Here is a 25,961-nt window from a genome sequence, read left to right as displayed (position 1 = left end):
ACGTCATTGCGAGCGAAGCGAAGCAATCCAGAGTTCAGTGTACGGAGCTGGATTGCTTCGTCGCTTCGCTCCTCGCAATGACGCAGCGGCGGCCGAGATTTCCGGCGCCATACCTCGACCTGCGCGGTTCGAATCCCTAGCTTGGCGGAGTGAGCCCCGCCGCGACCGAGTCCGCCATCGACCTGCTGCCCGAACGTTTCCGTCGCTGGTTCGTCGAGCGCGGCTGGGCGCCGCGTGCGCATCAGCTGGCGCTGCTCGAGCGGGCCCGCGCCAGCCGCGCTGCGTTGCTGATCGCCCCGACCGGCGCCGGCAAGACGCTGGCCGGCTTTTTGCCGACGCTGGTGGAACTCAGCGAGGCGGCGCCCCGCGCGCGGGAGGAAGGTCCAAGCCGCGGCCTGCACACGCTGTACATCTCGCCGCTCAAGGCGCTGGCAGTCGATATCGCACGCAATCTCGAAGCGCCGATCGCGCAGATGGGATTGCCGATCCGGGTCGAAACCCGCACCGGCGATACCCCGGTGTCGCGGCGGGCCCGGCAGCGCAAATATCCGCCGGACATCCTGCTGACCACGCCGGAGCAGTTGGCGCTGCTGCTCGCCTCCGACGATGGGCCGTTTCTGTTCGGCTCGCTGCGCCGGATCATCCTCGACGAGTTGCACGCCCTGGTGACGTCGAAGCGCGGCGACCTGTTATCACTGGGCCTCGCCCGGCTTTGGCGGATCGCGCCGCAGCTCCGCGCCACCGGCCTGTCGGCGACGGTGGCTGATCCGGACGAACTTGCGCGATTCCTGGTGCCGCAACCCTTCTTCCTCTCTCCCCTTGTGGGAGAGGGTGGCGCCGAACGCAGTGAGGCGACGGGTGAGGGGGCAAGAACGGGCGCCGCGCCTGCGGCGGGCTGCTCACTCCGGCCCTCTCCCACAAGCGGAGAGGGAGCAGATCAGGCCGACATCGTCGTCGCCAGCGGTGCGGCGCAGCCCATCGTCGAGATGCTGGATACCAAGGAGCGGCTGCCGTGGGCCGGTCACTCGGCGCGGCATGCGCTGAGCGAGATCTACGATCTGATTAAGCGCAACAAGACCACGCTGGTGTTCGTCAACACCCGCAGCCAGGCCGAGATGCTGTTCCAGGAACTCTGGCGGATGAACGACGACAACCTGGCGATCGCGCTGCATCACGGCTCGCTCGACGTCACGCAGCGCCGCCGCGTCGAAGACGCGATGACCGCCGGCAAGCTGCGCGGCGTGGTGTGTACCTCGTCGCTCGATCTCGGCATCGACTGGGGCGACATCGACCTCGTCATCAATGTCGGCGCGCCGAAAGGGGCGTCGCGGCTGATGCAGCGCATCGGCCGCGCCAATCACCGGCTCGATGAAGCCTCGCGCGCCGTGCTGGTGCCGGCCAATCGCTTCGAAGTGCTGGAATGCGCCGCCGCGATCGACGCGGTCGCGGAAAACGCGCAGGACACGCCGCCGCAACGCACCGGTGCGCTCGACGTGCTGGCGCAGCATATCCTCGGCTGCGCCTGCGGCGAGCCGTTTTTCGCCGACGACCTCTATCGCGAGGTCCGCAGCGCCGCGCCCTATGCCGATCTCAGTCGCGCTGATTTCGACGACACGCTCGATTTCGTCGCCACCGGCGGCTACGCGCTGAAGAGCTACGAGCGCTTCGCCAAGATCAAGCAGGACAAGCAGGGCCGCTGGCGCGTCGCTAATCCGAAGGTGCGGCAGAGTTATCGCCTCAACGTCGGCACCATCGTCGAAGAGGCGATGCTGAAGGTGAAGCTGGTGCGCTCGGCGAAGTCGAAAGGCAGCGGGCACACCGGCGTGATCGCGCGCGGCGGGCGCATGCTCGGGCAGATCGAGGAGGGCTTCATCGAAGGCCTTTCGATGGGTGACACCTTCGTGTTCGGCGGCGAAGTGGTGCGCTACGAGGCGCTGGTCGAGGATCAGGTCTACGTCTCGCGCGCGCACGACAAGGACGCGCGGGTGCCGTCCTATCTCGGCGGCAAGTTTCCGCTGTCGACCTATCTGGCCGAACGCGTGCGCGGGTTGCTCGCCGACAAGCGCGCCTGGACAGGCCTGCCGGATCAGGTGCGTGACTGGCTGGCGCTGCAGACCAAGGCGTCTCGGATTCCGGGGCGGACCGAGTTGGTGGTCGAGACGTTTCCGCGCGCCAACAAGAACTATCTGGTCTGCTACCCGTTCGAGGGACGGCTCGCGCATCAGACGCTCGGCATGCTGCTGACGCGGCGGCTGGAACGGGCGCGCGCCCGGCCGCTCGGCTTCGTCGCCAATGAATACGCGCTGGCGGTGTGGGGGATCGGCGACACGTCGCAGATGATCCGGCAGGGCCGGCTCGATCTCGACGCGCTGTTCGATCCCGACATGCTGGGCGACGATCTCGAAGCCTGGCTCGCCGAATCGGCGCTGATGAAGCGCACCTTCCGCTACGCTGCGATCATCGCCGGACTGATCGCGCGGCGCTTCGCCGGCGAGGAGAAGACGCGCCGGCAGGTGCTGTTCTCGACGGATCTCGTCTACGACGTGCTCAACAAGCACCAGCCCGATCACGTGCTGCTGCGCGCCGCCCGCGCCGACGCCGCCACAGGGCTGCTCGATTTGCGGCGTCTCAGTGATATGCTGACGCGAATCAAAGGGCACATCGTCCACAAGGAACTCGACCGCGTGTCGCCTCTCGCGGTGCCGGTGATGCTGGAAATTGGCCGCGAACCGGTGTACGGCGAGGCCAGCGACGAACTGCTCGCCGAAGCCGCCGACGAACTGGTGCGCGAGGCGATGGAAGATCCAACGACACGTAGGATGGGTTGAGCGCAAGCGAAACCCATCACATGCTCGCACTGAACTGATGGGTTTCGCTGCGCTCAACCCATCCTACGGGGACTCGCTTGCTGGCTGGCCGCATCTTCTACGAACCCGATCCCGCACCGGTCGTCAGCATCGCCGGCGCCGGTTTCGTCGCTGATCTGTCCGGTGCGCTGTACTGGGAAGACGAGCGGCTGCTGGTCGTGTCCGATCTGCATCTGGAAAAAGGCTCGAGCTACGCGATGCGCGGCGTGCTGCTGCCGCCTTACGACACCGTGGCGACGCTGGGGCGCTTAGGCGCGGTGATCGCGCGGTTCGATCCGCGTTGTGTGATCGCGCTCGGCGACAGCTTTCACGATCGCCACGCCCATGGCCGGCTCAGCCCCGCTAATCGCGATATTCTCACCGCGCTGCAGGCCCGCCGCGACTGGATCTGGATCGCCGGCAATCACGATCCGGAACTGCCGAGCGATCTCGGCGGCAGCGTTGCGGCCGAAGTGACAGTCGGGGCGATCGCGTTCCGGCACGAGCCGACCGGCGCGCGCGGCGAGATCGCCGGGCATCTGCATCCGAAGGCGCGCGTCAGCCGCCGCGGCCGCAGCGTCGAGCGGCGCTGCTTTGCCGGCGACGGGGAGCGCGTGGTGATGCCGGCGTTCGGCGCCTACACCGGCGGCCTCAACATCCGCGACGCCGCCTTTGCCCGGCTGTTCGGCTCCGCGGCCTTCATCGCCCACGTGCTCGGCGACCACCGCCTCCACGCCATAGCCGCCTCGCGGTGTTGCTGAGGACGGGCGTGAACTTCACTCGGTTCTCGGTTGCGCACCGCCTCTCCGCGAGTCATTCCGGGGCGCTCGCGCAGCGAGCGAACCCGGAATCTCGACGTGTCGTGCTTGGGGCTGAGATTCCGGGTTCGCGCCGACGGGCCGGCCCAAGGCGGCCCGGTAGAGCGCCCCGGAATGACTTACTGCTTGGGGGGGGGCGGCCGGAAACGCTCGGGCCGCTCCGCTGGCTACAGCTCGCGTTCCATTGCCGGAACGAACCTGCCTGAGTTAGGTTGTCGCAGGTGCCGCAATGGCCGGGGATGCGCGTGACAACCGAGCCAGACGACAAGCCCCTCCACGCGGATTTCATCGATCCGGATCCGTCCGCCCCCAAGGTTCAGCGCCTCGAGACCTTCCGTTTCCGCAACTTCCTCAAGACCCTCGGCCCGGGCCTGATCACCGGCGCCTCCGATGACGATCCGTCCGGCATCGGCACCTATAGCCAGGCCGGCGCGCAGCTCGGCTATGGCATCGGCTGGACGATGCTGCTGACCTTCCCGCTGATGACGGCGATCCAGGAGATCTCCGGCCGGGTCGGCCGCGTCACCGGACACGGCATCGCCGGCAATGTCTGCCGCCACTACTCCGGCAAGTTGCTCGGCGTGATCGTGCTGCTGCTGTTCACCGCCAACACCATCAACATCGCGGCGGACCTTGCCGCGATGGGCGACGCGACCAAGCTGCTGATCGGCGGGCACCCGCTGCTCTACGTCGTCGGCTTCGGAGCGATTTCGGTGATCGCGCAGATCTTTTTCGATTATCGCCGCTACGTCGCGGTGCTGAAATGGCTGACGCTGTGCCTGTTCGCCTATGTGGCGGCGCTGGCTGTCGCCAAGGTCGACTGGCCGCAGGCGCTGACCGGCCTGGTGCTGCCGCGGATCAGTTGGAGCGTCGATTATCTCACCACGATCGTCGCCATCTTGGGCACCACGATCTCGCCCTATCTGTTCTTCTGGCAGGCCTCTCAGGAGGCCGAGGAAGAACGCATCGATCCCGACAAGAAGCCGCTGGTGAAGTCGCCGCGCGATGCCCGCAGTGAATTCCAGCGGATCCGGGCCGACACCGTGATCGGCATGGCGTTTTCCAATCTGATCGCGCTGGCGATCATCACCACGGCGGCGGCGACGCTGCATGCCGCCGGCAAGACCGATATCGAGACCTCGGCGCAGGCGGCCGAGGCGCTGCGGCCGATCGCCGGCCCGCTGGCTGAATGGATTTTTGCGCTCGGCATCGTCGGCACCGGCCTGCTGGCTATTCCGGTGCTGGCCGGATCGGCCGCCTATGCGGTCGGCGAAGGCCGGCGCTGGCCGGTTGGGCTGGCGCGAAAACCCAAGGAGGCGACCGCGTTCTACGGCGTGCTGGCGCTGGCCGGCACGCTCGGCATCGCGCTGAACTTCGCGCCGATCAACCCGATCTCGGCGCTGTATTGGAGCGCGGTGATCAACGGCGTGCTGGCCGTGCCGGTGATGGTCCTGCTGATGCTGATCGCGCGCCGCCGCGCCATCATGAAGCAGTTCATCGTCCGCGGCTGGCTGTATTGGCTCGGCTGGCTGTCCACCGCCGCGATGGCGCTGAGCGTGGCGGCGATGGCGATCGGATACTTTCTGTAAGCCGGCCACAGGCACGTCATTCCGTAAGCCCGCCACAGGCACGTCTTTCGACGAGCAAGCCCCACGCACGTCTTTCGACGAGCCAGCCCCAGGCACGTCATTCCGGGGCACGCAGCGAAGCTGCGTGAACCCGGAATCCCGAAATTGTTGAGTCGAGAGGTCCACACGCGTGGCGCTGCCGGGGTGCCCTGAACTCCGGGATTCCGGGTTCGCGCGTTACACGCGCGCCCCGGAATGACGTGCTCGGGTAGGCGCGGGGCGTGGTTGGGGACGCCGCTTGGGGCGCGTGGTTTGGAGCGTGCTTGGGGCGTGCGCGGGTGCGATTAGTCCCGCCTGAACACGACTGACGCCATCCATCCCGTGGCGAGCGCCATCAGGGCGGTGAACAGGCCGTAGAGGATGCCGTGCTGTTTGGCCGCGGTGGCGACGAATTGTTCGAAGCCGACCTTGGCGATCTCGAACGAGGTCTCGGTCTGGGTCAGCAATTCGCCGTTCTGGAATAGCTTGATATGCACCTCGTAGCTGCCGATCGGCACTTCGGCAGGCAGCGGAATGCCGGTGCGGAACAGCGTCGGGGTGAGGAATTTCACCGCTGCCGGGTCTTCCTCGTACAGCTTGCGCTCCTCGCGCAGTCGCACGAAGGCGGTGCGAAACTGATCGTCGGAGACGACGTCCGCATAGTCGGTGCCGATGCGCTGGGTGAGCAACGTGTAGCGGATGCCGAGCTGCTGCCGCCGCCGCACCTCGGGCGCGGCGATCGCCTGCAGCGGCTGGTTGGAAAACACCGCCAGATAGCTCGGCACCATCAGAAACTGTCGCGAATCCGTGTTGATCCAGATGCCGAAGCGGCGCTCCTTGCGCCGCGTCACCATGTCGGAGCGCGGGCCGATCACGGTGACGACGAGACCATAGGCCATTGACTCGACCGGCGCCGGGCTGTCGCGCTCGACCGAGCCGAACAGCACGAGTTCGCCACCGGAATAGTTCGGCGTCACCGTCACCCGGGCGTTGGAGACCGAGACGATCAGCTTTTCGGCGCGCACCGGCCCGGCCAGCCCGAGCAGTGCCAGCGCCACGATCGCCACAAGCTGTCCGCCCCGGGCCCCCATCAATTCGGTCCGGTTTCGCGCAAGGTGAACAGTTCGTCCGGCTTGATGCCGAGATCGATGGCGAAGCGGATGCCGACCGCCAGCACCAGGAGGCCGAGCAGCAGCCGCAGCTGTTCGCCGCGAATGCGCTGGCCGGCGCGGGCGCCGAATTGCGCGCCGGTGACGCCGCCGATCATCAGGATCAGCGCCAGCACGGCGTCGACGAGGTGATTGGTGGCGGCATGCAGCACGGTGGCGATCAGCATCGTAACGAGCGTCAGCACCATCGAGGTGCCCACCACCATGCTGGTCGGCACCCGCAGCAGATAGATCAGCATCGGCACCAGGATGAAGCCGCCGCCGACGCCCATCACGGCGCCGATGAAGCCGATCAGCAGGCCGATTGTCACCACCGGGATCACCGACAGATACATCTTGGAGCGTTTGAACCGGATCTTCAGCGGCAGCGCGTGGATCCAGTTGCGGTTGCCGGTGCGGCCGGCAAGCGGCACCTGGCCGCGGCGGCTGCGCAGGATGGCGCGGATGCCCTCATAGACCATCAGCCCGCCGACCGCGGTCAGCAGCACCACATAGGACAGCGCGATCATCAGATCGAGCTGGCCGACCGAGCGCATCAGCACGAAGAACCACACGCCGAGCGCGGTACCGGCAATGCCGCCGCAGAGCAGGACAAACGCCAGCATCGGGTCGATCGCCCGGCGCCGCCAATAGGACAGCGCGCCAGAAAACGACGACGCGGCCATGTGGCTGGTGACGGAGGCGACCGCAACGGCCGGAGCGATACCGATGAAGATCAGCAGCGGCGTCATCAGGAAGCCGCCGCCGACTCCGAACATGCCGGACACAAACCCGACCGCAGCGCCCATCGCGAGGATGAGCAGAACATTGACCGGAAGGTCTGCAATCGGGAGATAGAGCTGCACGCGCGGTCGCTTCGGAGTTCGTCGCTGTGGCTGAAAGCGCGGGCCGCGAGGGCCCCGCAGCCCTGCATAACCGATAACCACCTGCCCTTGGATTAAAGAATCGGCGACGGCCGAGGTTTTTCGCCTCCCGCCGCCCCGAGCCTGGTGCGGTGGTGAACGATTCTAGCGCGCAGCGCGCTTGCCGGGCGACTTCGCCGCTGCGGCGGGCTGGGCGTCCCAGCCACCGGCCGGGGCCGCGACCTTGATGGCGTCGTCAGGCTGCGGCTCGACCGTGAAGGTCTGCACCGCGAGCTTGGCGGCCGCCAGCGACTGGGCATCGAGCCGCTTGGCGACGTCGTCGCGCTTCTTGGCGGCGTCGTTGTCGCCCTGCGCAGCCGCGAGGCTGAACCATTTGAACGACTCGGGGAGGTTCTGTTCGACGCCGATGCCGCGGGCGTACAGGATGCCGAGATTGAACTGGCTGTCGGGGACGCCGCGCTCGGCGGCCTTGCGGAACCACTCCGCCGCGCTCTTGTAGTTGGCGCCCTTGCCGCCGCCATCGGCCTCGAGCACCGCGAGATTGTGCATCGCCTTGGCGTTGCCGCGGTCCGCCGCGCGGACGTAGTAGCGCCGCGCCGTATCGATATCCTTCGGCACGCCGAGGCCCTTTTCGTTCAGGGTCCCCATCCTGAACATAGCCGGGACGATTCCGGCCTGCGAGGCGCGGCCGTACCATTTGGCTGCTTCCTCGGCATTCGCCGGCACGCCTTTGCCTTCGGCGAAGCGGGTGCCGACCTCGTAGGCCGCAGCAGCGTCGCCCTTCAGCGCCGCCTTGCGCAGCGCCGGGCCGCCGATTGCGTCGGGCAGCGTCTCGCCGGCCGGGATTGCGATCGTGGTAATGGAGGCAGGTGCGGTGGCCTGAGGCACGGGGATCGCGCCGGTGACGTCGGCCGACGCAGTCGTGGCGACCGGCGCCGGCGCCGCGATCGGCGCTGGCTCCGCCGGTGTCTGTGCCGGGCCGAACAGCGACTGCCGGTTGAGCGGGGTTGGCGAGGTCATCGACGGAACGGACGGAGTGGGAGCCGACGGTGCCGCGGCCGGCATCTCGTCATCCTCGTCGGCAGCGTCGCCGCCGTCCTGCAGGTCGGGTTGCTGCAGGCTCGCGGCCGGCACCGGGTGGTCGTTGTCGAGCAGGTTCATGGCGAGCTTGAAGGTGCCGAGCACGATCACCACGACGCTGGCGCCGACCAGCAGCGAGCGTATCTTGGAGCCGAGCGTGGTGCCGGGTTTGCCGTCAGCTGGGGCCGCAGGGCCGGCCGGGTTCTTGGCTTTCGCTTTGGCCTTGCCCTTGTCGGCCGGCTGAGCGGTGGCCGAAGCCGCCGCCTGGGCGGCACGGCGCGCGGCCGCGATGAAGCTCGAGCTGCTGGCGGGTTCAGTCTTGGCCGCGCCGGCGAATTCGCTGATCGCGCTTTCCGACGCGGCGATCCGCTCCGACGGCGAGGCGACCCGCGCCGGCGGGCGAGTGCCGGGTTCCAGCGGGTGATCCGGCGGCAGCGCCTCCGGCGGGCTCCATTGCGTGGTGATCTGCGGCTCGGGCGCGCGGCTGCGGTTCGCCTGCGGATCGAGAATGTCGAAGATCGCCCGCGAGCTTGGCGCAGGCGCCGCAGCAACGACCGGCTCGGCCGGCCGGCTCTGCGCAAATTCGCGCGGCGCCGCTTCGAAAGCCGGCATGGCGGCCGGGTTCGGCAATTCGGGGCGCGGCGGCGGCGCGACCTGCGGTTCGGGAGCCGCGGCCGGCGCGGGGGCCTGCGGGGCCGGCTTGGCCGGTTCGGGGGCCGGCGGCGCGGAGCGCGCGCTGCGCAGATCGGTCTCGATCATCGCCAGCCGGTCGACCACATGGCCGAGCGTGTTGTGCACCGCTTCGAGCGAGTCCTGGGTGTGCCGGTGGGTTTCCGACTGGCTGAAGCGGATATCGGAGATCTCGCGCTTGATGGTTTCGACCACGCCGGTATCGAACGCCGGCTCGGCGCGGCTGAGCTCGGCGATGCGGCCAAAGCTGTCCTGCTGGCGCCCGAGCATCCGCAGAATGTCCTGCAGGCCTTCCTCGACGCGCTCGAGATTGCCGCTGCCGCGCTGGCCGGCAGCCTGCTCCATCCGCTCGAGCAGATAGGTGACGCGCTGTTCGAGATGCGCAAACGCCGACGAATTGTCGTTGCCGACCGGCAGATGGTCGAGACGTTCCGACAGCGCTCGCATCGCGCCCTCGAGCTGCTCGGTCGAGGCGGCGGCCACAGGCCCGCGGCTCTCGAGCGCGGCCGTCAGCGCACTGATGCGGTTCTCCAGCGCCGCGAAGGAATCGCTGCTGCTGTCGACCCGGGACAGCTGGTCGATCTTCTCGGCGAGGGTGTGGACGTTGCGGCCGAGCTGCTCCAGCGCGTCGTTGGAAGCGACGTTGGAGACGATACCGCGCAGCGCCACGATGGCGTTTTCGAGCTGCTGCATGGTGCCGGGATCGTCGCTGTTGCGCACGATCATGTCGATCTTGCCGCCGAGATTGCGGATCGCCTCGTCGAAGCCGGCGAGCTGTTCGGCCGGGGTCAGCGACCGCAGCGCGGCGTGGATCTCGCCGAGCGCGCGCTCGATGCCGGCGATGACGTCGGCGTCGGTGCCGCCGGCGCGGCTGTCGTCGAGCCGCTGCGCGAGCGATTTGATCTCGCCTTCGAGCGATTCGATCGCCCGGCGCGGCATCGCCTCGATGATGGTCTGGCGGATCTCGGCAAGCTCGGTGCGGAACGCGGCGATCGACTGCTCGATCTGGTCGGGCCGCTGCAGCGCGTCGATCTGGCTGGTGATCTTGAGCAGCTGCTGCTCGAGGCTGGAGAAGTTCGGGCCAGACGGCGGCGTCATTTCCGGCGCGATCGACGGCGCCTGCCGCGGCGGCACGCGGTTGATCGGGGTGTCGAGTTCGCTCTGCCGGGCGGCAATTTCGGCGATCGCCAGGTCCAGCGCGTTGGGATCGAGCGGCGGCGAGGCGCGATAGACCTGGGTGGCGGCGCGCTCGACCCGCTCGGTCGGCGACTGCGGCACCGGCTCCGGCTGTGCGGCGGGTTGCGGCGCGGGCTTCGGCTCGGTGATCCGCGCCAGCCGGGCATCGAGCCGCGAAATCGCGTCGTTGAGCTGCCGCGCCACCGGCTCGCCGCGCGTCGGCGGCCGCGAGATCTGGTCGATCTGGCGGGCAATCGAATCCAGCCGTTGATGAATCTCGGCGACGTCGGGCGCCTTGTCGGACATCACGCCGCGAGGCGGCTCGAGCTCCGGCGCAGCGGCGCGTGGCTCGGCATGCAGCGGGGGCCGAGCCTGCGGAGTTTCCGGCGGATCCGAGGCTTGCGGCGCGGAGTCGCCGAGCTGACCGTTGATCCAGTCCGCGAGCGACATGCCGGCGCGCTTGGCGGCGGCTTCCGCGCGCTCACGCACTGACGGTTCGATGCCTTCGACGCTCCACGATACGCGATTCATGTTCTGGTCGCTTCCGAACTGCCAACTGCGGCGCTCGCAACCTCCCCGTCGTGTCCCACGCGAACGACACCTGAATTCAATGCAGGAGGGCTGCCTCTCGCACCGACTTTTTCGCGTTAGGGTAAATACCGAGTTAAGGATGGCGGCGGAGCGGCGGGAAACTTGGCCCGTGTAGCTCCGAGGTAAAGCGCGCTCCCTCTCCCGCTTGCGGGAGAGGGCTGGGGTGAGGGAGCCCCGAGCAGTGAGTCCGTGAAGCGTGGAGAGGCCGTACCCCTCACCCGGATCGCTGCGCGATCCGACCTCTCCCGCAAGCGGGAGAGGTTGCGCTGTGCTTGGGGAGAGTCAGCGGGTGAACAGGGCGCTCAAATCGTCGATGTCGCGTTCGGTGATGACGGTGTGGGCGGGGTTGAGCATCGCGGTCTGGCCGATATAGGCCCAGTACAGGAATTCGGCGCGCGACTTGGCGCGGCGGCTCTCGACGCCGGATTCGATCAGGATCTTGGCGAGGTAGTCGACCCGCCTGGTGTCGACCGATGACACCATCTCGGCGGCGGTCGGGTCGGTCTCGGCCAGCGCCCGGATCGCCCGGTCAAGGCTGCGGTCCTCGTTGAAGGCGAGCTTCATCAAATGCGTCAGCCGCGCCGGGCCGACGATCGCGGCGTCGATTTCGCGAAACACCTGATCGGTCACGCGTTCCTGCCACAGCTGCAGCAGCTGCACGCGGAAATCGGTCGCGTCCTTGAAATGCCAATAGAAACTACCGCGCGAGACGTCCAGCCCCGCTGCCAGATCGCCAACTTTCAGGGCGCCCGCGCCCTCGCGGGCCAGCATCCGCAGGCCGTGCGCCAGCCAGTCGGCGCGGGTCAGCCGGTCCTTGGTATCCGTTTCCATCAGTCGACCATACACTAGTGTATTGACACGGCCAAGCCGTCTGGCTAGATACCATTCAGGGATGTATGGAAACGGTCCGAAAGGGTGCGGCGATCACGCCGCGCGATGGGTGGCGATGACAGCGATCCTGCGTGGCAATGCGGTCCGGTCTCCGGGCCGGCCCTTCGAATCCGCCGCCCGCAATCTCGGCGTGACGCGTCGTCGCCGTCAGCCCGTTCAGCCTCGCGAACGCGCAGCGAAACCTCGTTTGGCTGTCAGCATCGGACGTGCCGCGTGACCGCCCGCCGCCTCGGGCCGGAAGCGGCAGTGGATCGCCTTCTGCAATCAACTTTCACGAATTTGGAGCGCAACCGATGGCACTGAACGGCCTCGATGCCTGGTACTCCTTCATGAAGAGCCACGACCACGCCGCGCTGTGGGAGCTGCTGCATCCCGACGCGGTGTTCGAGAGCCCGGTGGTGCACACGCCGCAGGTCGGCCGCGACATCGTATTTAAATACCTGGCGAGCGCCGAAAAGGTATTGGGCGGCCCCGGCTTCTCCTATGTCGGTGAGTGGCGCAGCTCAAACGGCGCTGTGCTCGAATTCGAGAACGTGATCGACGGCATCAAGCTCAACGGCGTCGACATCATCACCTTTGCGGACGATGGACGGATCACGAACTTCAAGGTCATGGTCCGGCCACTGAAGGCGATCAATCTGCTGCACCGGCTGATGGGCGAGCAGCTGGCGCGGCAGTAGCGCGCAGTCAAATCCTCGTGGCCGCCGTCTGATGTCTTCCCCATGGCGTACACTTCACACCTGATCCCGATCGAGAGACGCGCATGACGATCTACAAGGCTCCCGTTGAAGATGTCGGCTTCCTGCTGAACGACGTGTTTCAGTTCGACCGCTACAACAATCTGCCCGGCTTCGCCGACGCGGCGCCGGACGTGCGCGAGGCGATCATCAACGAGGCGGCGCGGCTCAGCGAGGAAGTGCTGCATCCGCTCAACGCCATCGGCGACGAGCAAGGCTGCACCCGCCACGACGACGGCAGCGTCACGCCGCCGAAGGGCTTCAAGGAAGCCTACAAGCAGATCGCCGAAGGCGGCTGGATGGGCCTGTCGTCGCCGCCCGAATATGGCGGGCAGGGGCTGCCGATCACGCTGACCCAGACGGTGCAGGAATTCCTCAACTCGGCCAACATGGCGTTTGCGATGTATCCGGGCCTGACCATGGGCGCGGCGGCGGCGCTGACGGTGCATGGCACGCCGGAGCAGAAGCAGATCTATCTGCCCAAGATGGTGAGCGGCGAATGGACCGGCACCATGAACCTCACCGAACCGCAATGCGGCACTGACCTCGGCCTGCTGCGCACCAAGGCGGTGAAGCAGGCGGACGGCAGCTACAAGATCACCGGCACCAAGATTTTCATCTCGGCCGGCGAGCACGACATGGCCGACAACATCATCCATCTGGTGCTGGCGCGGATCGAAGGCGCGCCGGCCGGCATCAAGGGCATCTCGCTGTTCGTGGTGCCGAAGTTTCTGGTCAATGCCGACGGCAGCGTCGGCGCGCGCAACGGCGTGGTGTGCGGCTCGATCGAGCACAAGATGGGCATTCACGGCAACGCCACCTGCACCATGAACTACGACGACGCCACCGGCTGGCTGGTCGGCGAAGAGAACAAGGGCATGCAGGGCATGTTCGTGATGATGAACGAGGCCCGGCTCGGCGTCGCCGTGCAGGGTCTGGCGCAGTCCGAAATCGCGTATCAGAACGCCGTCGAATACGCGCGCGAGCGGCTGCAGGGCCGCGCGCTGTCGGGCCCGAAGGCGACCGACAAGCCGGCCGACCCGATCATCGTGCATCCCGATATCCGCCGCGCGCTGCTGACGATGCGCTCGTTCAACGAGGCGGCGCGTGCGCTGGTGCTGTGGACCGCGCTGAAGAGCGACGTCGCGCATCGTTCGGAAGACGCCAAGGAGCGGCAGGCCGCCGACGATCACCTCGGCCTGATGACGCCGGTGCTGAAGGGCGTGCTCACCGACACCGGCTTCGCCAACACCGTGATGGCGCAGCAGATCTATGGCGGCCACGGCTACATCCATGCCAACGGCGTCGAACAGTTCGTCCGCGACGCCCGCATCGCGATGATCTACGAGGGCGCCAACGGCATCCAGGCGCTGGACCTTGTCGGCCGCAAGCTGCCGCGCGACGGCGGCCGCGCCGTGATGGCATTCTTCGCCGAGGTCGGCGCCTTCGCCAAAGAGCACGGCGGCGACGAGGCGATGAAGCCGTTCGTCAGCCCGCTGTCGACCTCGCTCGGCCATCTGCAGCAGGCCACCACCTGGCTGATGCTGAACGCGATGGCGGCGCCCGACAATGCCGGCGCCGGCGCCACCGATTACATGCATCTGTTCGGCCTGGTCGCCTGCGGCTACATGTGGGCCAAGATGGCCAAGGTGGCGCAGGACAAGATTGCTGCCGACGGCGCCACGCCCTATCTCACCACCAAGCTGGTCACCGGTCGCTTCTTCATGGAACGGACGCTGCCCGCCACCGCGCTGCATCTGGCACGACTGCAGACCGGCAGCACGACCACCATGGAGCTGCCGGCGGAAGCGTTCTGAACAAAGCTTGCGTCAACAATCATCGTCATTGCGAGCGCAGCGAAGCAATCCATGCCGCACACGAAGTCTGGATTGCTTCGTCGCTTCGCTCCTCGCAATGACGGATCAGCATTCGATTGTGTAATTCGTCCGGCACTCTGAGCGCGGACCGAAACGGGAGAGACCCCATGCCCGAAGCCTATATCTACGATCACGTTCGCACCCCGCGCGGCCGCGGCAAGGCCGATGGCTCGCTGCACGAGGTGACCGCGGTGGCGCTCGCCACGGTGCCGCTGAAGGCGCTGAAGGAGCGTAACAACCTCAAGCAGGATGTGGTCGACGACGTCGTGATGGGCGTGGTCGATCCGGTCGGCGAGGCGGGCTCGGACATCGCCCGGTTTGCGGCAATGAACGCCGGCCTCGGCGAAGCGGTGCCCGGCGTGCAGATCTCCAGGTTCTGCGCCTCGGGTCTCGACGCGGTGAACTTCGCTGCCGCGCAGGTGATGAGCGGTCAGCACGAGCTGGTGATCGGCGGCGGCGCGGAGTCGATGAGCCGCATCGGCCTCGGCGCCTCGGGCGGCGCGTGGCCGATGGACCCGTCGATCGCGGTGCCGTCTTACTTCATGCCGCAGGGCGTCTCGGCCGATCTGATCGCCACTAAATACGGTTTTTCGCGTGACGACGTCGATGCTTACGCGGTGCGCAGCCAGCAGCTCGCCGCCAAGGCTTGGGACGAGGGCCGGTTCGACAAGTCGGTGGTGCCGGTCAAGGACATCAACGGCCTGACGATTTTGGCCAAGGACGAGCACATGCGGCCGTCGACCACGATGCAGTCGCTGGCGCAGCTTCAGCCGTCATTCGCGGCGATCGCCGCGATGGGCGGCTTCGACGGCGTCGCGGTGCAGTCGCATCCGGAAATCGAGAAGGTCAACTACGTGCACCATGCCGGCAACTCGTCCGGCATCGTCGACGGCGCCGGCGCCGTGCTGCTCGGCAGCAAGGAAGCGGGCGAGAAACACGGTTTGAAGCCGCGTGCCAAAATCCGCGCCTTCGCCAATATCGGCTCTGAGCCGGCGATGATGCTGACCGGTCCGGTCGACGTCACCAACAAGCTGTTCGAGCGCTCCGGCATGAAGAAGAGCGACATCGACCTGTTCGAGCTCAACGAGGCGTTCGCCTCGGTCGTGCTGCGCTACATGCAGGCGTTCGAGATCGAGGACGACAAGATCAACGTCAATGGCGGCGCGATCGCGCTCGGCCATCCGCTCGGCGCCACCGGCGCGATGATCCTCGGCACCGTGCTGGACGAACTCGAGCGCACCGGCAAGGCGACCGCCTTGGTGACGCTGTGCATCGGCGGTGGCATGGGCACCGCGACCATCATCGAGCGGGTGTGAGCCTGTCCTTGTAGGGTGGGTTAGCGCCGAAGGCGCGTAACCCACCATTCCATCCCCGTGCGCGATCGGTGGGTTACGGCGCAAGAGCGCCTAACCCACCCTACGGGCTACGCGAACTACACAGCCGCTCTGACGTCGATTTTGGACGTCAGCATCGGCACCTCGGGCAGAGCCATCAAGGCGGGTTTGGCGAAATGGTAACCCTGGAACAGCGAGATCCCGGCGGCGCGCAGCACGGTGCATTCCTGTTCGTTCTCGACGCCTTCCGCCAGCACGCGGATGTCGAGTTCGCGGGCGATGCCGACGATGCCGGCGATGATCGCCTGTTTGGCGCGGCTGAGGTGAATGTCGCGCAGCACGTCCATGTCGATCTTGATCAAGTCGGGCTGCAGCTTGGCCAGCAGGCCGAGCCCCGCGTAGCCGGCGCCGAAATCGTCGAGCGCGGTCATGAAGCCGAGCGCGCGATAGGCCTCAATGATGCGGTTGACGTGCGCCACGTCGAGCATGCGCTCGTTCTCGGTGAACTCGAACATCAGGTTCCGGTGCGGGAACTGGGCGCGCTTGGCGGCGGCGAGCGACTTCTGAATGCAGGCGTTCGGCTCGTACACGGCGTTCGGCATGAAGTTGATCGACAGCCGCGTGGAGGAATCGGTGAACAGCTTGCCGGCGGTTTCGATCGCCAGCACGCGCGCAGCCTGATCGAAACGGTAGCGCATCTCGTCGGTGACCTGCGACAGGATCATGCCGGCGGGCTCACCGTTCGGCCCGCGCACCAGCGCTTCGTAACCCCACACCCGCTGCGCCGACAGGTCGACGATCGGCTGAAAAGCCATCTTCATCTCGAACGGAACCGCGATGCCGTCGTGGCATCCGGCGCAAGCGGAACTCATAAGGCCTCCAGTTTTGCTGTCGCGCGCAACGCACGAAAAACCGGACCCTACAATCAGACCCTTAAGCAACGTTTAGCTAATTAGTTCGAACCGGAGCACACAGCGATGAGCTACAGCAACTTCAAGATCGAGACCGACGCCGACGGCATCGCGCTGGTTACCTGGGACCTGCCCGGCAAGTCGATGAACGTGCTCGATACCAAGACCATCGAGGAACTCGCCGCGATCGCGGACGCGACCGCCAAGGACGCGGCCGTCAAGGGCGTGGTGATTACTTCGGCCAAGGACGCGTTCTGCGCCGGCGCCGACCTGTCGATGCTGGAGGCGATGACCAAGCAGTTCGCCCAGCTCAAGAAGGACAAGGGCGAGGAAGCCGCGCAGCAGATGCTGTTCGACGAGAGCCGCAAGCTGTCGCAGATCCTGCGCGGCATCGAGACCGGCGGCAAGCCGTGGGTCGCGGCGATCAACGGCATGGCGCTCGGCGGCGGCTTCGAAGTCACGCTGGCCTGTCACTACCGCGTCGCGGCCGACAATCCGAAGACGCGTCTCGGCCTGCCCGAGATCAAGGTCGGCCTGTTCCCGGGCGGCGGCGGCACCCAGCGGATTCCGCGCATCGTCAATCCGCAGGAAGCGATGACCATCCTGCTCAAGGGCGATCAGCTCAAGCTCGACAAGGCCAAGGCGCTGAAGCTGGTCGACGCCGTGGTGCCGGCAGATCAATTGATCGACACCGCCAAGGCGTGGATCAAGAACGGCGGCAAGGCGGTGGCGCCGTGGGACGAGAAGGGCTTCAAGCTGCCCGGCGGCCCGGTGTTCTCCAAGCAGGGCATGATGATGTTCCCGGCCGGCAACGCCATCTATCGCCGCGAGACCTACGACAACTATCCGGCCGCTCGCGCCATCATGAGCTGCGTCTATGAGGGCCTGCTGGTGCCGATGGACGTCGCGCTGCGGATCGAGTCGCGCTACTTCGCTCATGTGCTGCAGACCAAGGAAGCCGCGGCGATGATCCGCAGCCTGTTCCTGTCGATGCAGGAGCTCAACAAGGGCGCGCGCCGTCCGCAGGGCGTGCCGCCCACCAAGGTCAAGAAGCTCGCCATCATCGGCGCCGGCTTCATGGGCGCCAGCGTCGGCTACGTCTCGGCGAAAGCCGGCATCGAGGTGGTGCTGATCGACCGCGACCAGGAAAGCGCCGACAAGGGCAAGGCACACTGCCAGTCGGTGATCGACGGGCTGATCAAGAAGGGCCGCGCCAAGCCGGCCGACGCCGAGGCACTGATGTCGCGCATCACCGCGACGGCCGACTTCAACGCGATCTCGGATGCCGATCTGGTCATCGAAGCGGTGTTCGAGGATCGCAAGGTCAAGGCCGAAACCTACGCCAAGGCACAGCCGCTGCTGAAGGAAGGCGCGATCTTCGCCTCCAACACCTCGACGCTGCCGATCAACTCGCTGGCCGAAGAATTCAAGGATCAGTCGAAGTTCATCGGCATCCACTTCTTCTCGCCGGTCGAGAAGATGATGCTGGTCGAAGTGATCCTCGGTAACAACACCGCCGACGCGACGCTGGCGGCTGCGCTCGACTACACCCGCCAGATCGGCAAGACCCCGATTGTGGTCAACGACTCGCGCGGCTTCTTCGCCAACCGCTGCGTGCTGCGCTTCACCGCCGAAGGCCTCGAGATGCTGATGGAAGGCGTCCCGGCGCCGATGATCGAAACCGCCGCCAAGATGGCCGGCATGCCGGTCGGCCCGCTGTCGCTGGCCGACGAAGTGGCGCTCGATCTGATTCTCAAGATCATGAAGGCGACCGAAGCCGATCTCGGCGAACAGGCGGTCGATCAGCAGCAGAAGAAGCTGATGGTCGAGCTGGTCGAAAAGCAGGGCCGGTTCGGCCGCAAGAACGGCAAGGGCTTCTACGTCTATCCGGAGAAGGGCAAGGGCCAGAAGAGCCTGTGGGACGGCATCGCGGCGCTGCAGCCGAAGCACCTTGACCCGGACACGATCGATGTCGAGGAGCTCAAGCAGCGCTTCCTGGCGGTGCAGGCCGTCGAAGCCGCCCGCACGGTCGAGGACAACGTCATCGTCGATCCGCGCGAGGCCGATGTCGGCTCGATCCTCGGCTTCGGCTTCGCGCCGTTCACCGGCGGCACGCTGAGCTACATCGACTTCATGGGCACCAAGGAGTTCGTCGCGCTCTGTCACAAGCTCGAGGGCAAATACGGCTCCCGCTTCACCCCGCCCAAGCTGCTCGAAGACATGGCCAAGATCGGCGACACCTTCTACCACCGCTTCGCCCCGAAGAAGCAGGCGGCGGCGTAAGGGCGCTCCGTCCTTCCTTGCTGAAATGAGGTCGTCGCCCCACGCCGCAGCGCGCTCCCTCTCCCGCCTGCGGGAGAGGGTTGGGGTGAGGGCGCCCCAGCCGCTGACTCAGCGATTCGCGGAGCGGAGAGCCCTCACCCGGATCGCTCCGCGATCCGACCTCCCCCGCAAGCGGGGGAGGTGCGCTGTGCTCGGCTCGCCTTCCCCTTCCATAACGACCGCCCGCCCCACGCCGCAGCGAGCTCCCTCTCCCGCCTGCGGGAGAGGGTTGGGGTGAGGGCGCCCCAGCCGCTGACTCAGCGATTCGCGGAGCGGAGAGCCCTCACCCGGATCGCTCCGCGATCCGACCTCCCCCGCAAGCGGGGGAGGTGCGCTGTGCTCGGCTCGCCTTCCCCTTCCATAACGACCGCCCGCCCCGCGGCGCAGCGCGCTCCCTCTCCCGCTTGCGGGAGAGGGTTGGGGTGAGGGCGCCCCAGCCGCTGACTCAGCGACTCGCGGAGAGGAGAGCCCTCACCCGCCGCGCTTCGCGCGTCGACCTCCCCCGCAAGCGGGGAAGGTGCGCCGTGCTCGGCTCGCCTTCCTTTCCCCTCGAGTAATTACTTCTCCCTGAATGCCCGCTGCATCTGGTCGGCGAGCGGCTTCATCAGATACGACAGCATGGTGCGCTCGGCGGTGCGGACGAAGACTTCGACCGGCATACCGGGCATCAGGTGGGTCTTGCCGAGCTGGGCGATCTGATCCTGCGGGATCGCGATGCGGACGACGAAATAGCTCGCGCCGGCCTTGTCGTCGCGTGAGACGTCGGCGCCGATCCGCATGACTTCGCCGTCGATCTCCGGCGTGGTGCGCTGGTTGAAATTGGTGAAGCGCAGCATCGCGGTCTGGCCGATGCGGATCTGATCGATGTCCTGCGGCGCGATGTGGGTCTCGACCAGCAGCTGATCCTGATCCGGCACGATCGTCATGATGGTTTCGCCGGCGCCGATCACGCCGCCTTTGGTATGCACCGTCAGATCGTGCACCAGCCCGTCCTGCGGCGAGCGCAGTTCGAGCTTGTCGGCGGCGTCGCGCGCCGCGACCTGCTTTTCGACCGTCTCTGATAGTTTGGCGCGGACTTCGGCGAGCTCCCTGGCGACGTCGCTGCGGAAATCCTGATCGATCTGAAGGATCTTCAGCTCGGTCTCCGAAATCTTGCCCTTGGCCTGCGCGATCGAGGCGGTGAGCTGGCCGCGTTCGCCGAGCAGCCGCGCCGAATCGCGCTGCAGCGAGGTCAGCCGGTTGATCGACACCAGCCGCTGATCCCACAGCTGCTGTACGCCGCCGAGCTCCTTGTCGAGAAAATCGGTTTCCTGCTTCTTGGCGGTGAGCTGATCGCCGAGGCCGGCAATCTGTTCGGTGAGCTGCACGATCTGTTCGCGCAGCTGCCGCTTCTGGCCCTCGGCAGCGTCGCGGCGCAGATGGAAGAACCTGCGCTCGCCGGCGACGATCGCAGCCGCGGTCGGGTCGGTCTGTTCGGTGAGGAGTTCGGGAAACTGCACGTCGTCGCTGCTGTCGCGCTCGGCCTGCAGCCGCGCCTGCCGGGCTTCAAGCTCCCAGCGGGCCTTGTCGACGGCGGCCAGATTGGCGCGCGCGACGGTCTCGTCCATCCGCAGCACGACGTCGCCGCCTTTGACCCGGCTGCCGTTGCCGATCAGCAAGTCCTTCACCACGCCACCGGTTGGATGCTGCACCTTCTTCACTTCCGACTGCACCACCAGCTGGCCCGACGCGATCACCGCGCCCGCCATTTCGGTGGCGGCGCTCATCACGCCGATGCTCACCACCATAAATCCGGCCGCGATGGCGACCGCGATGATATGCTGGCGGATCGAATGCGACGGGGTGGTCATGTGCTCGCTCCCGCGGCAGCAGGCGTACGCCTGCGTTTGGGCGCCGCGGGTTTGGCCGCAGCAGGCTTTTCGGGAGCGGGCTTCGCCACAGAAGCGGCCGGCTGCTTCGGCGCCAGCAACGGCAGCACCGCCTCGGTGCGGCCGAATGCCTGCATCTGGCCGGCGTTCAGCACCAGGAGATGATCGACCGCGGTGAGCAGCGTCGGCCGGTGTGCGACGATCACCAGGATGCCGCCGCGCGCACGCACCCGGCGGATCGCCTGCAGCAGAGCCTGTTCGCCTTCGGTGTCGAGGTTGGAGTTGGGCTCGTCGAGCACCACCAGAAACGGATCGCCATACAGCGCGCGCGCCAGCGCGACGCGCTGCCGCTGGCCGCCCGACAGCATCGATCCGCCGTCGCCGACTTCGGTCTCATAGCCGTTCGGCAGCCGCAGGATCATGTCGTGCACGCCTGCTTCGCGCGCCGCCGCGATGATCCGGGCGTGATCCGGCGTCGCCGCGAACCGCGCGATGTTCTGCGCCACGGTGCCGGCAAATAGCGCGACGTCCTGCGGCAGATAGCCGATCGCCTCGCCAAGACGCGCCGGATCCCATTGGGCCAAGGCGGCGCCGTCGATCCGGATCACGCCGCGCAACGCCGGCACGATGCCGACCAGCGCGCGCGCGAAAGTGGATTTGCCCGAGCCGCTCGGCCCGATGATCGCCACCGCGCTGCCGGCGGCGAGCTGGAAGCTGATATTGTTGACCACCAGGCGTTCGGTGCGCAGCGCCGTGACGCTGACGCTGTTGACCTGCAGCGAGCGCTGCGGCCGCGGCAGTTCGGTGAGCGCCGCGGACTGCGGCATCGCGTTGAGCTGTGCGCACAACCGCTGAAAGGCTTCGCGGCTGGCGATGAAGCCACGCCAATTAGCGATCGCCAGTTCAATCGGCGCCAGCGCTCGCACCGACAGGATGGTCGCCGCCAGCATCACGCCCGGCGTTGCCTCCTGCCGCACCACCAGATAGGCGCCGAGCGCCAAGATGCCGGATTGCAGCGCGGTGCGCAGGAAGCGCGAGGCGCTGCCGAAGCCGCCATTGAGATCGGCGACGCGGCGCTGGCCATCGAGGAAGGCGTCGCTGCGCTCGGTCCAGATCTGCCGCATCCGCGCGCCGATGCCGAGCGCCCGTACCGTTTCGGCATGATGCACGGCGGTCTCGCCGGCGGCGCGGCGCGATGCGGCGAGGCCGACCAATGCACGGGTCGGGTTGCGGGTCGACAGCTCGGTCGCGACCGTGATGGCGCACAGCGCCAGCGCGCCGATGGCGACCGCCAATCCCATCAGCGGATGAAACAGCGTGCAGACCAGGATGTAGACCGGCGTCCACGGCAGGTCGCAGACCGCGATCAGTCCGCTGCCGGCGATGAAGCCGCGGACGCTGTCGAGATCGCGCAGCGTCTGCAGCGGATCGCCGTCGCGGCGGGTGAGGGCGGCATGCTGGGTGCTGTCGAAGGCGGCGTCGCGGATCCCGCTGTCGATCGCCTCGCTGATCCGGTGCAGCAGCCGGCTGCGCAGCGAATCCACCACGCCCTGGATGATCAGCAGCACCGCGACGATCAGCAATAAGCCGCTCAGCGTCGACAGGCTGCGGCTCGGCAGCACGCGATCATAGACCTGCAGCATGAAGATCGGGCCGGCCAGCATCAGCAGGTTGATCAGCGCGCTGGCGACCACGATCGCCACGAGCGGGAGCCGGATCGACGCCAGCGCGGCGCGAATCGCAGGAGGAAGCGTCGAAAGCCGCAGCCGGGAGCCGATCATCGGGGGTGTCTCGTGTTTCTTGTTGTCGGGTTATGAGAGACGGTGAGGCAGAAGGCGCGGGACGTATCCCGCGCCGTTGATCGCAGCCGGACGGGCTCAGATGATCTGCGCGCCGTTGAGATGCAGCAGGCCGTGATCGCCGCCGATCGGCGCGATCGACGCGACGTCTTCGACCGAGCCGAGGTCGGACAGCGGCGCGCCGTCGGTCGAGGCGATGCCGGTCACCTGGGTGATGCTACCGACCAGTCCATCGCTGCCGCCCGCGAGCGGCGCCAGCGACAGAGCAGGCGCGTCGGTGTTGACGCCGACGTCGGCGACCTGCGGGCCGTTCGGGCCGACATCGACAGCGTTGACGTCGACCGGCGATTGCGGGCCGCTGCCGTGCTCCGCCAGCGCGTCGACCACCAGCGGCGACGTGCCGGTGCCGTCGACATTGGCGTCGGCGAGGTGACCGGTCGACGAGCCGTTGAGGTTCAGAGCGTCACCGCCGAGCAGCCCGGAGCCGTTATTGCCGCCGTTCAGCGACAACAGCGCGCCATTGGTCAGATCCTGGCCGACACCGTCCAGATTGAGGACGTTGCCGAGCCCGTCGGTCACGCCGCCCTGCGATCCGCCGATCGAGTCACCGTTGAGCGTCAGGTCGATCAATTGCGGACCGGTGGGGCCGACATCGATAGCGCTGACGTCGATCGGCGAGGATGCGCCGTCCGGCGTCGACAGCAGGTCGAGCGCGAGACCATTGCCGAGCGGCGTGCCGACGCCGTCGACGCCGACATCGACCAGATGGCCGCTCGACGAATGCGACAGGTCGCCGACCACACCGCTGAGCAGGCCGCTACTGCCGTCGCCATCGGTCCCGCCAAGCGTCAGCAGCGGGTTGGACTGCAGATCGCTCCCCACGCTGTGGATCAGTTCGGGGATCGGATTGAGCGGATCGGAGCCATTGAGCACGGCGTCACCGAGACCGGCGGTGGCATCGATCACATTGGACAGGTCGGCGCCGATGTGATCGATCGAACTGCCGAGATCGCCGTTGAGCGCGTCGCCCGGCAGGTTGAGCACATCGGTCAGCAGGTTGCTGTTACCACCGGCCCCGGGCTCAGCGCCGAGCTGACCGAGCCCGATGGTTTCGCCCAGATCGGTGATGCCGTGCACGATGTGCGCGGTGCCGGTCTGGTCGGACAGCGATTCCAGCACGTTGTGGACGTTCAGGACCACACTGTTGGCGACATCGAGCACCGGCTGGGTGACGGCGCCCTGACCGGCGAGATGCAGCGGTACGGCGCCGCCAAGCGGCGATAGCAAATTGTCGACCAGACCGCTCACGCCAACCGGATCGGTGATGCTGCTGCTGGCGCCGCCGTCAGCCGAGGAGCCGCTGTTGCCCGCGGAGGCGCTGCCATCGACATTGGCGGTGGTCGAGCCCTGACCGCCGGCACCCGCCGAAGCCGAGGCGTCGGCCGGTGGCGTGTCGGTGGCGCCGCCCGCGGTCGATCCGCCATCAGCCGAAGCGCCGGGCGCGGGGGTGTCGGTCGACGGGCCGGCCGCTTCCGGCGGGGGGCTGGCCTGTCCGCCATCGGCGGCCGGCGACGCGCCCGAGCCGGGCTGGGCGGCGGCCTGTCCAGCGCCGGAATTCGCCGGCTGGGTCGGGCGGGGGTCGAGGGTGCCGCCGGGAATATTCTGCATGTTATCGGCGTTGGCCTGCTGGCCGGTCGACTGCGAGTCGTCCGCGCTGGACTGCCCGAAGCTGCCGCCCTGGGGCTCGGACGCAGCCTGCGGCTCGGCGAACATCGCGGCCGAACCCATCATCGCATTCATACGGTCCGGAGAAGTGCCGGTGTCTGTCGTGCTCATTGCTTGTTCTCCACGTCGGTTTGTGCGTGGAAATTCAAGGGCGGAACACCTCTTCCGGTTGCGCTGCCGGCGAATGCGCGCGGAGTTCCTGGCTAACGGCCGGTTAGCGGCACGCCGGCAATTGTCATGACACTGATTTTAAGACACGCCGATGATGCACTTGCCGCGCACGCGAAAACGGCGGCGCAGATCATGCTGCGCCGCCGCTGGCCGATCAGGTGATGAGTGGGTTCATGCCTTTTGCAGCAGCCCTTCGCTCTGCAGGGCCTTCTGCACCTGCGGCCGGGCGGCGACGCGGGCCCGATAGGCCGACAGGTTGGGGTAGGGCGCGAGATCGATCTTCATCCGGTCGCACCAGTTCAGGATCACGAACAGATAACCGTCCGCGACGGTGAAGGCCGAACCCATCAGATAGTCTTTGCCGGCAAGCTGCTTGTCCGCATAAGCCAGATATTTGGCGATCCGGTCCTTGAAGAACGCCTTGGCGTCGTCGCCGAGCGTCGGGGCGAACAGCGGGCCGAAGCTCTTGTGCAGATCGGTCGAGATGAAGTTCAGCCACTCCTGCAGGCGATAGCGCTCGGGCGTGCCGTTTTCGGGGGCGAGCTTGCCGCCGCCGACCTTGTCGGCGATCATCTGCACGATCGCCGGGCCCTCCGTCAGCACGCTGCCATCGTCGAGGCCGAGCGCCGGCACCGAGCCCTTGGGATTGATCTGCAAATAGTCGTCGCCGTTTTCCGTCTTCTTGGCGCGGATGTCGACTTTCACCAGCTCGAACGGCAGACCGGATTCGCTGAGTGCGATATGGGGCGACAGCGAGCACGCGCCCGGCGCGTAATACAGCTTCATCGAGAATCTCCCGGGGGATGATGGAAAAAAGGCCGTGCGGCGATTAAATGCGCCTGCATGGAGGAGTCAAGATTGATGCATCTGCATCCGCTGGAGTAGACTCCCCGGCACGATGGATGAGGCGATGAAACGCAAACCCTCGACCGAAGCGACCGCTGCCTGGGTCCGCCTGATGCGGGTGCGCAGCCGCGTGCTCGATGCGGTCGAGCAGGAATTGAAGAAGGCCGGCTTTCCGCCGCTCGCCTGGTACGACGCGCTGCTCGAACTGACGCGCGCGCCGGGTGGAGAAATGCGCCCGGTCGAACTCGAAAAGCAGATGCTGATTCCGCAATACTCCACGTCGCGGCTGATCGACCGGCTGGTCGACGAAGGGCTGGCGGCCCGCCGCGAGTGCAAGATGGACAAGCGCGGCCAGTTCGTGGAAATCACCGACGCCGGGCGCGAGTTGCAGAAGAAGATGTGGGCCGCGTATTCGGCCGCGATCGAAAAGCACGTCGGCTCGAAATTGTCCGATGCCGACGCGTCGCGGCTGTGCGGGCTGCTCGACCGGCTCGGCTGCGCCTGCAGCGGCACGCCCGCCGCGCCGGACCAACAAGACACCGCGGCGGCGCGATGATACACAGCTCACCTTTCCGGCTCGCGGCTGATTGCAACCGCGGCTCCCACCCTGCGCCGACCACTGCTGCGCGCTGATTTCGGA

17 protein-coding genes are annotated in these 25,961 nt (G+C 67.0%); 8 read left to right on the top strand and 9 right to left on the bottom strand.

Going from position 1 to position 25,961, the window contains the following annotated elements; translation table 11 throughout:
* The first annotated feature begins 149 nt into the window (after positions 1 to 149).
* The 3 genes from D4Q52_RS22085 (at position 150) to D4Q52_RS22075 (ending at position 5,253) form a co-directional block, all read left to right on the top strand.
* Positions 150 to 2,828, top strand: coding sequence for a ligase-associated DNA damage response DEXH box helicase (locus D4Q52_RS22085; protein ID WP_119858730.1), 2,679 nt, complete (start codon positions 150 to 152; stop codon positions 2,826 to 2,828).
* Between the two features lie 80 nt (positions 2,829 to 2,908).
* Positions 2,909 to 3,607, top strand: a complete 699-nt coding sequence (gene pdeM / locus D4Q52_RS22080) for a ligase-associated DNA damage response endonuclease PdeM (protein ID WP_425328506.1) — start codon at positions 2,909 to 2,911, stop codon at positions 3,605 to 3,607.
* A 344-nt stretch (positions 3,608 to 3,951) separates the two neighbouring features.
* Positions 3,952 to 5,253, top strand: a complete 1,302-nt coding sequence (locus tag D4Q52_RS22075) for an NRAMP family divalent metal transporter (protein ID WP_234831288.1) — start codon at positions 3,952 to 3,954, stop codon at positions 5,251 to 5,253.
* A 323-nt stretch (positions 5,254 to 5,576) separates the two neighbouring features.
* On the opposite strand, the gene D4Q52_RS22070 is transcribed toward D4Q52_RS22075, so the two are convergent.
* The 4 genes from D4Q52_RS22070 to D4Q52_RS22055 all read right to left on the bottom strand — a co-directional run bounded on the left by D4Q52_RS22070 (position 5,577) and on the right by D4Q52_RS22055 (position 11,671).
* Entirely contained in the window at positions 5,577 to 6,362 is a 786-nt protein-coding gene (locus D4Q52_RS22070; RefSeq protein WP_119858729.1) for a TIGR02186 family protein, read from the bottom strand.
* Positions 6,362 to 7,285, bottom strand: coding sequence for a sulfite exporter TauE/SafE family protein (locus D4Q52_RS22065; RefSeq protein WP_119858728.1), 924 nt, complete (start codon positions 7,283 to 7,285; stop codon positions 6,362 to 6,364). The genes D4Q52_RS22070 and D4Q52_RS22065 overlap by 1 nt, the downstream gene beginning before the upstream one ends.
* 162 nt (positions 7,286 to 7,447) lie before the next feature.
* Entirely contained in the window at positions 7,448 to 10,780 is a 3,333-nt protein-coding gene (locus D4Q52_RS22060; RefSeq protein WP_119858727.1) for a tetratricopeptide repeat protein, read from the bottom strand.
* Between the two features lie 342 nt (positions 10,781 to 11,122).
* Positions 11,123 to 11,671: a TetR/AcrR family transcriptional regulator gene (locus tag D4Q52_RS22055; RefSeq protein WP_119858726.1), complete on the bottom strand. Its 549-nt coding sequence runs from the start codon at positions 11,669 to 11,671 to the stop codon at positions 11,123 to 11,125.
* A gap of 353 nt (positions 11,672 to 12,024) precedes the next feature.
* On the opposite strand from D4Q52_RS22055, the gene D4Q52_RS22050 reads away from it, so the two are divergent.
* From D4Q52_RS22050 to D4Q52_RS22040, 3 genes are all read left to right on the top strand, one after another.
* Positions 12,025 to 12,411 (top strand): nuclear transport factor 2 family protein, encoded by a 387-nt coding sequence (locus D4Q52_RS22050; protein ID WP_119858725.1) that lies wholly within the window; start codon positions 12,025 to 12,027, stop codon positions 12,409 to 12,411.
* A gap of 83 nt (positions 12,412 to 12,494) precedes the next feature.
* Positions 12,495 to 14,285, top strand: a complete 1,791-nt coding sequence (locus tag D4Q52_RS22045; protein ID WP_119858724.1) for an acyl-CoA dehydrogenase C-terminal domain-containing protein — start codon at positions 12,495 to 12,497, stop codon at positions 14,283 to 14,285.
* Between the two features lie 167 nt (positions 14,286 to 14,452).
* On the top strand, positions 14,453 to 15,661 hold the full coding sequence (locus tag D4Q52_RS22040; RefSeq protein WP_119858723.1) for an acetyl-CoA C-acetyltransferase: 1,209 nt from the start codon (positions 14,453 to 14,455) through the stop codon (positions 15,659 to 15,661).
* Between the two features lie 116 nt (positions 15,662 to 15,777).
* Here D4Q52_RS22040 and D4Q52_RS22035 read toward each other — a convergent pair whose 3' ends face one another.
* Entirely contained in the window at positions 15,778 to 16,551 is a 774-nt protein-coding gene (locus D4Q52_RS22035; RefSeq protein WP_119858722.1) for an EAL domain-containing protein, read from the bottom strand.
* A 105-nt stretch (positions 16,552 to 16,656) separates the two neighbouring features.
* On the opposite strand from D4Q52_RS22035, the gene D4Q52_RS22030 reads away from it, so the two are divergent.
* Positions 16,657 to 18,873 (top strand): 3-hydroxyacyl-CoA dehydrogenase NAD-binding domain-containing protein, encoded by a 2,217-nt coding sequence (locus D4Q52_RS22030; protein ID WP_119858721.1) that lies wholly within the window; start codon positions 16,657 to 16,659, stop codon positions 18,871 to 18,873.
* 596 nt (positions 18,874 to 19,469) lie between these two features.
* Here the strand turns inward: D4Q52_RS22030 and D4Q52_RS22025 are convergent.
* The 4 genes from D4Q52_RS22025 to gstA all read right to left on the bottom strand — a co-directional run bounded on the left by D4Q52_RS22025 (position 19,470) and on the right by gstA (position 25,261).
* Complete coding sequence (locus tag D4Q52_RS22025; protein ID WP_119858720.1) at positions 19,470 to 20,762, bottom strand: HlyD family type I secretion periplasmic adaptor subunit; 1,293 nt, start codon at positions 20,760 to 20,762, stop codon at positions 19,470 to 19,472.
* Positions 20,759 to 22,561, bottom strand: a complete 1,803-nt coding sequence (locus D4Q52_RS22020; RefSeq protein ID WP_119858719.1) for a type I secretion system permease/ATPase — start codon at positions 22,559 to 22,561, stop codon at positions 20,759 to 20,761. Before D4Q52_RS22020 ends, D4Q52_RS22025 begins: the two co-directional genes overlap by 4 nt.
* Before the next feature lie 96 nt (positions 22,562 to 22,657).
* Positions 22,658 to 24,415 (bottom strand): hypothetical protein, encoded by a 1,758-nt coding sequence (locus D4Q52_RS22015; RefSeq protein WP_147407843.1) that lies wholly within the window; start codon positions 24,413 to 24,415, stop codon positions 22,658 to 22,660.
* A 231-nt stretch (positions 24,416 to 24,646) separates the two neighbouring features.
* Entirely contained in the window at positions 24,647 to 25,261 is a 615-nt protein-coding gene (gene gstA, locus D4Q52_RS22010; protein WP_119858717.1) for a glutathione transferase GstA, read from the bottom strand.
* 124 nt (positions 25,262 to 25,385) lie between these two features.
* On the opposite strand from gstA, the gene D4Q52_RS22005 reads away from it, so the two are divergent.
* Positions 25,386 to 25,877: a MarR family winged helix-turn-helix transcriptional regulator gene (locus D4Q52_RS22005; RefSeq protein WP_119858746.1), complete on the top strand. Its 492-nt coding sequence runs from the start codon at positions 25,386 to 25,388 to the stop codon at positions 25,875 to 25,877.
* The last annotated feature ends 84 nt before the right edge of the window (positions 25,878 to 25,961 follow it).

Origin of the sequence: Rhodopseudomonas palustris (genome assembly GCF_003591005.1) — a bacterium.
GTDB lineage: Bacteria > Pseudomonadota > Alphaproteobacteria > Rhizobiales > Xanthobacteraceae > Rhodopseudomonas > Rhodopseudomonas palustris_K.
The sequence above is the reverse complement of the archived record's forward strand: the minus strand, read 5'-3'. Positions and strand labels throughout refer to the sequence as shown.

Bases quoted from the DNA above. Each gene is read 5' to 3' on its own strand.
- D4Q52_RS22070 (WP_119858729.1), bottom strand. From the start codon at position 6,362: ATGGGGGCCCGGGGCGGACAGCTTGTGGCGATCGTGGCGCTGGCACTG.
- D4Q52_RS22060 (WP_119858727.1), bottom strand. From the start codon at position 10,780: ATGAATCGCGTATCGTGGAGCGTCGAAGGCATCGAACCGTCAGTGCGT.
- D4Q52_RS22055 (WP_119858726.1), bottom strand. From the start codon at position 11,671: ATGGAAACGGATACCAAGGACCGGCTGACCCGCGCCGACTGGCTGGCG.
- D4Q52_RS22050 (WP_119858725.1), top strand. From the start codon at position 12,025: ATGGCACTGAACGGCCTCGATGCCTGGTACTCCTTCATGAAGAGCCAC.
- D4Q52_RS22045 (WP_119858724.1), top strand. From the start codon at position 12,495: ATGACGATCTACAAGGCTCCCGTTGAAGATGTCGGCTTCCTGCTGAAC.
- D4Q52_RS22040 (WP_119858723.1), top strand. From the start codon at position 14,453: ATGCCCGAAGCCTATATCTACGATCACGTTCGCACCCCGCGCGGCCGC.
- D4Q52_RS22035 (WP_119858722.1), bottom strand. From the start codon at position 16,551: ATGAGTTCCGCTTGCGCCGGATGCCACGACGGCATCGCGGTTCCGTTC.
- D4Q52_RS22030 (WP_119858721.1), top strand. From the start codon at position 16,657: ATGAGCTACAGCAACTTCAAGATCGAGACCGACGCCGACGGCATCGCG.
- D4Q52_RS22025 (WP_119858720.1), bottom strand. From the start codon at position 20,762: ATGACCACCCCGTCGCATTCGATCCGCCAGCATATCATCGCGGTCGCC.
- D4Q52_RS22020 (WP_119858719.1), bottom strand. From the start codon at position 22,561: ATGATCGGCTCCCGGCTGCGGCTTTCGACGCTTCCTCCTGCGATTCGC.
- D4Q52_RS22015 (WP_147407843.1), bottom strand. From the start codon at position 24,415: ATGAGCACGACAGACACCGGCACTTCTCCGGACCGTATGAATGCGATG.
- gstA (WP_119858717.1), bottom strand. From the start codon at position 25,261: ATGAAGCTGTATTACGCGCCGGGCGCGTGCTCGCTGTCGCCCCATATC.
- D4Q52_RS22005 (WP_119858746.1), top strand. From the start codon at position 25,386: ATGAAACGCAAACCCTCGACCGAAGCGACCGCTGCCTGGGTCCGCCTG.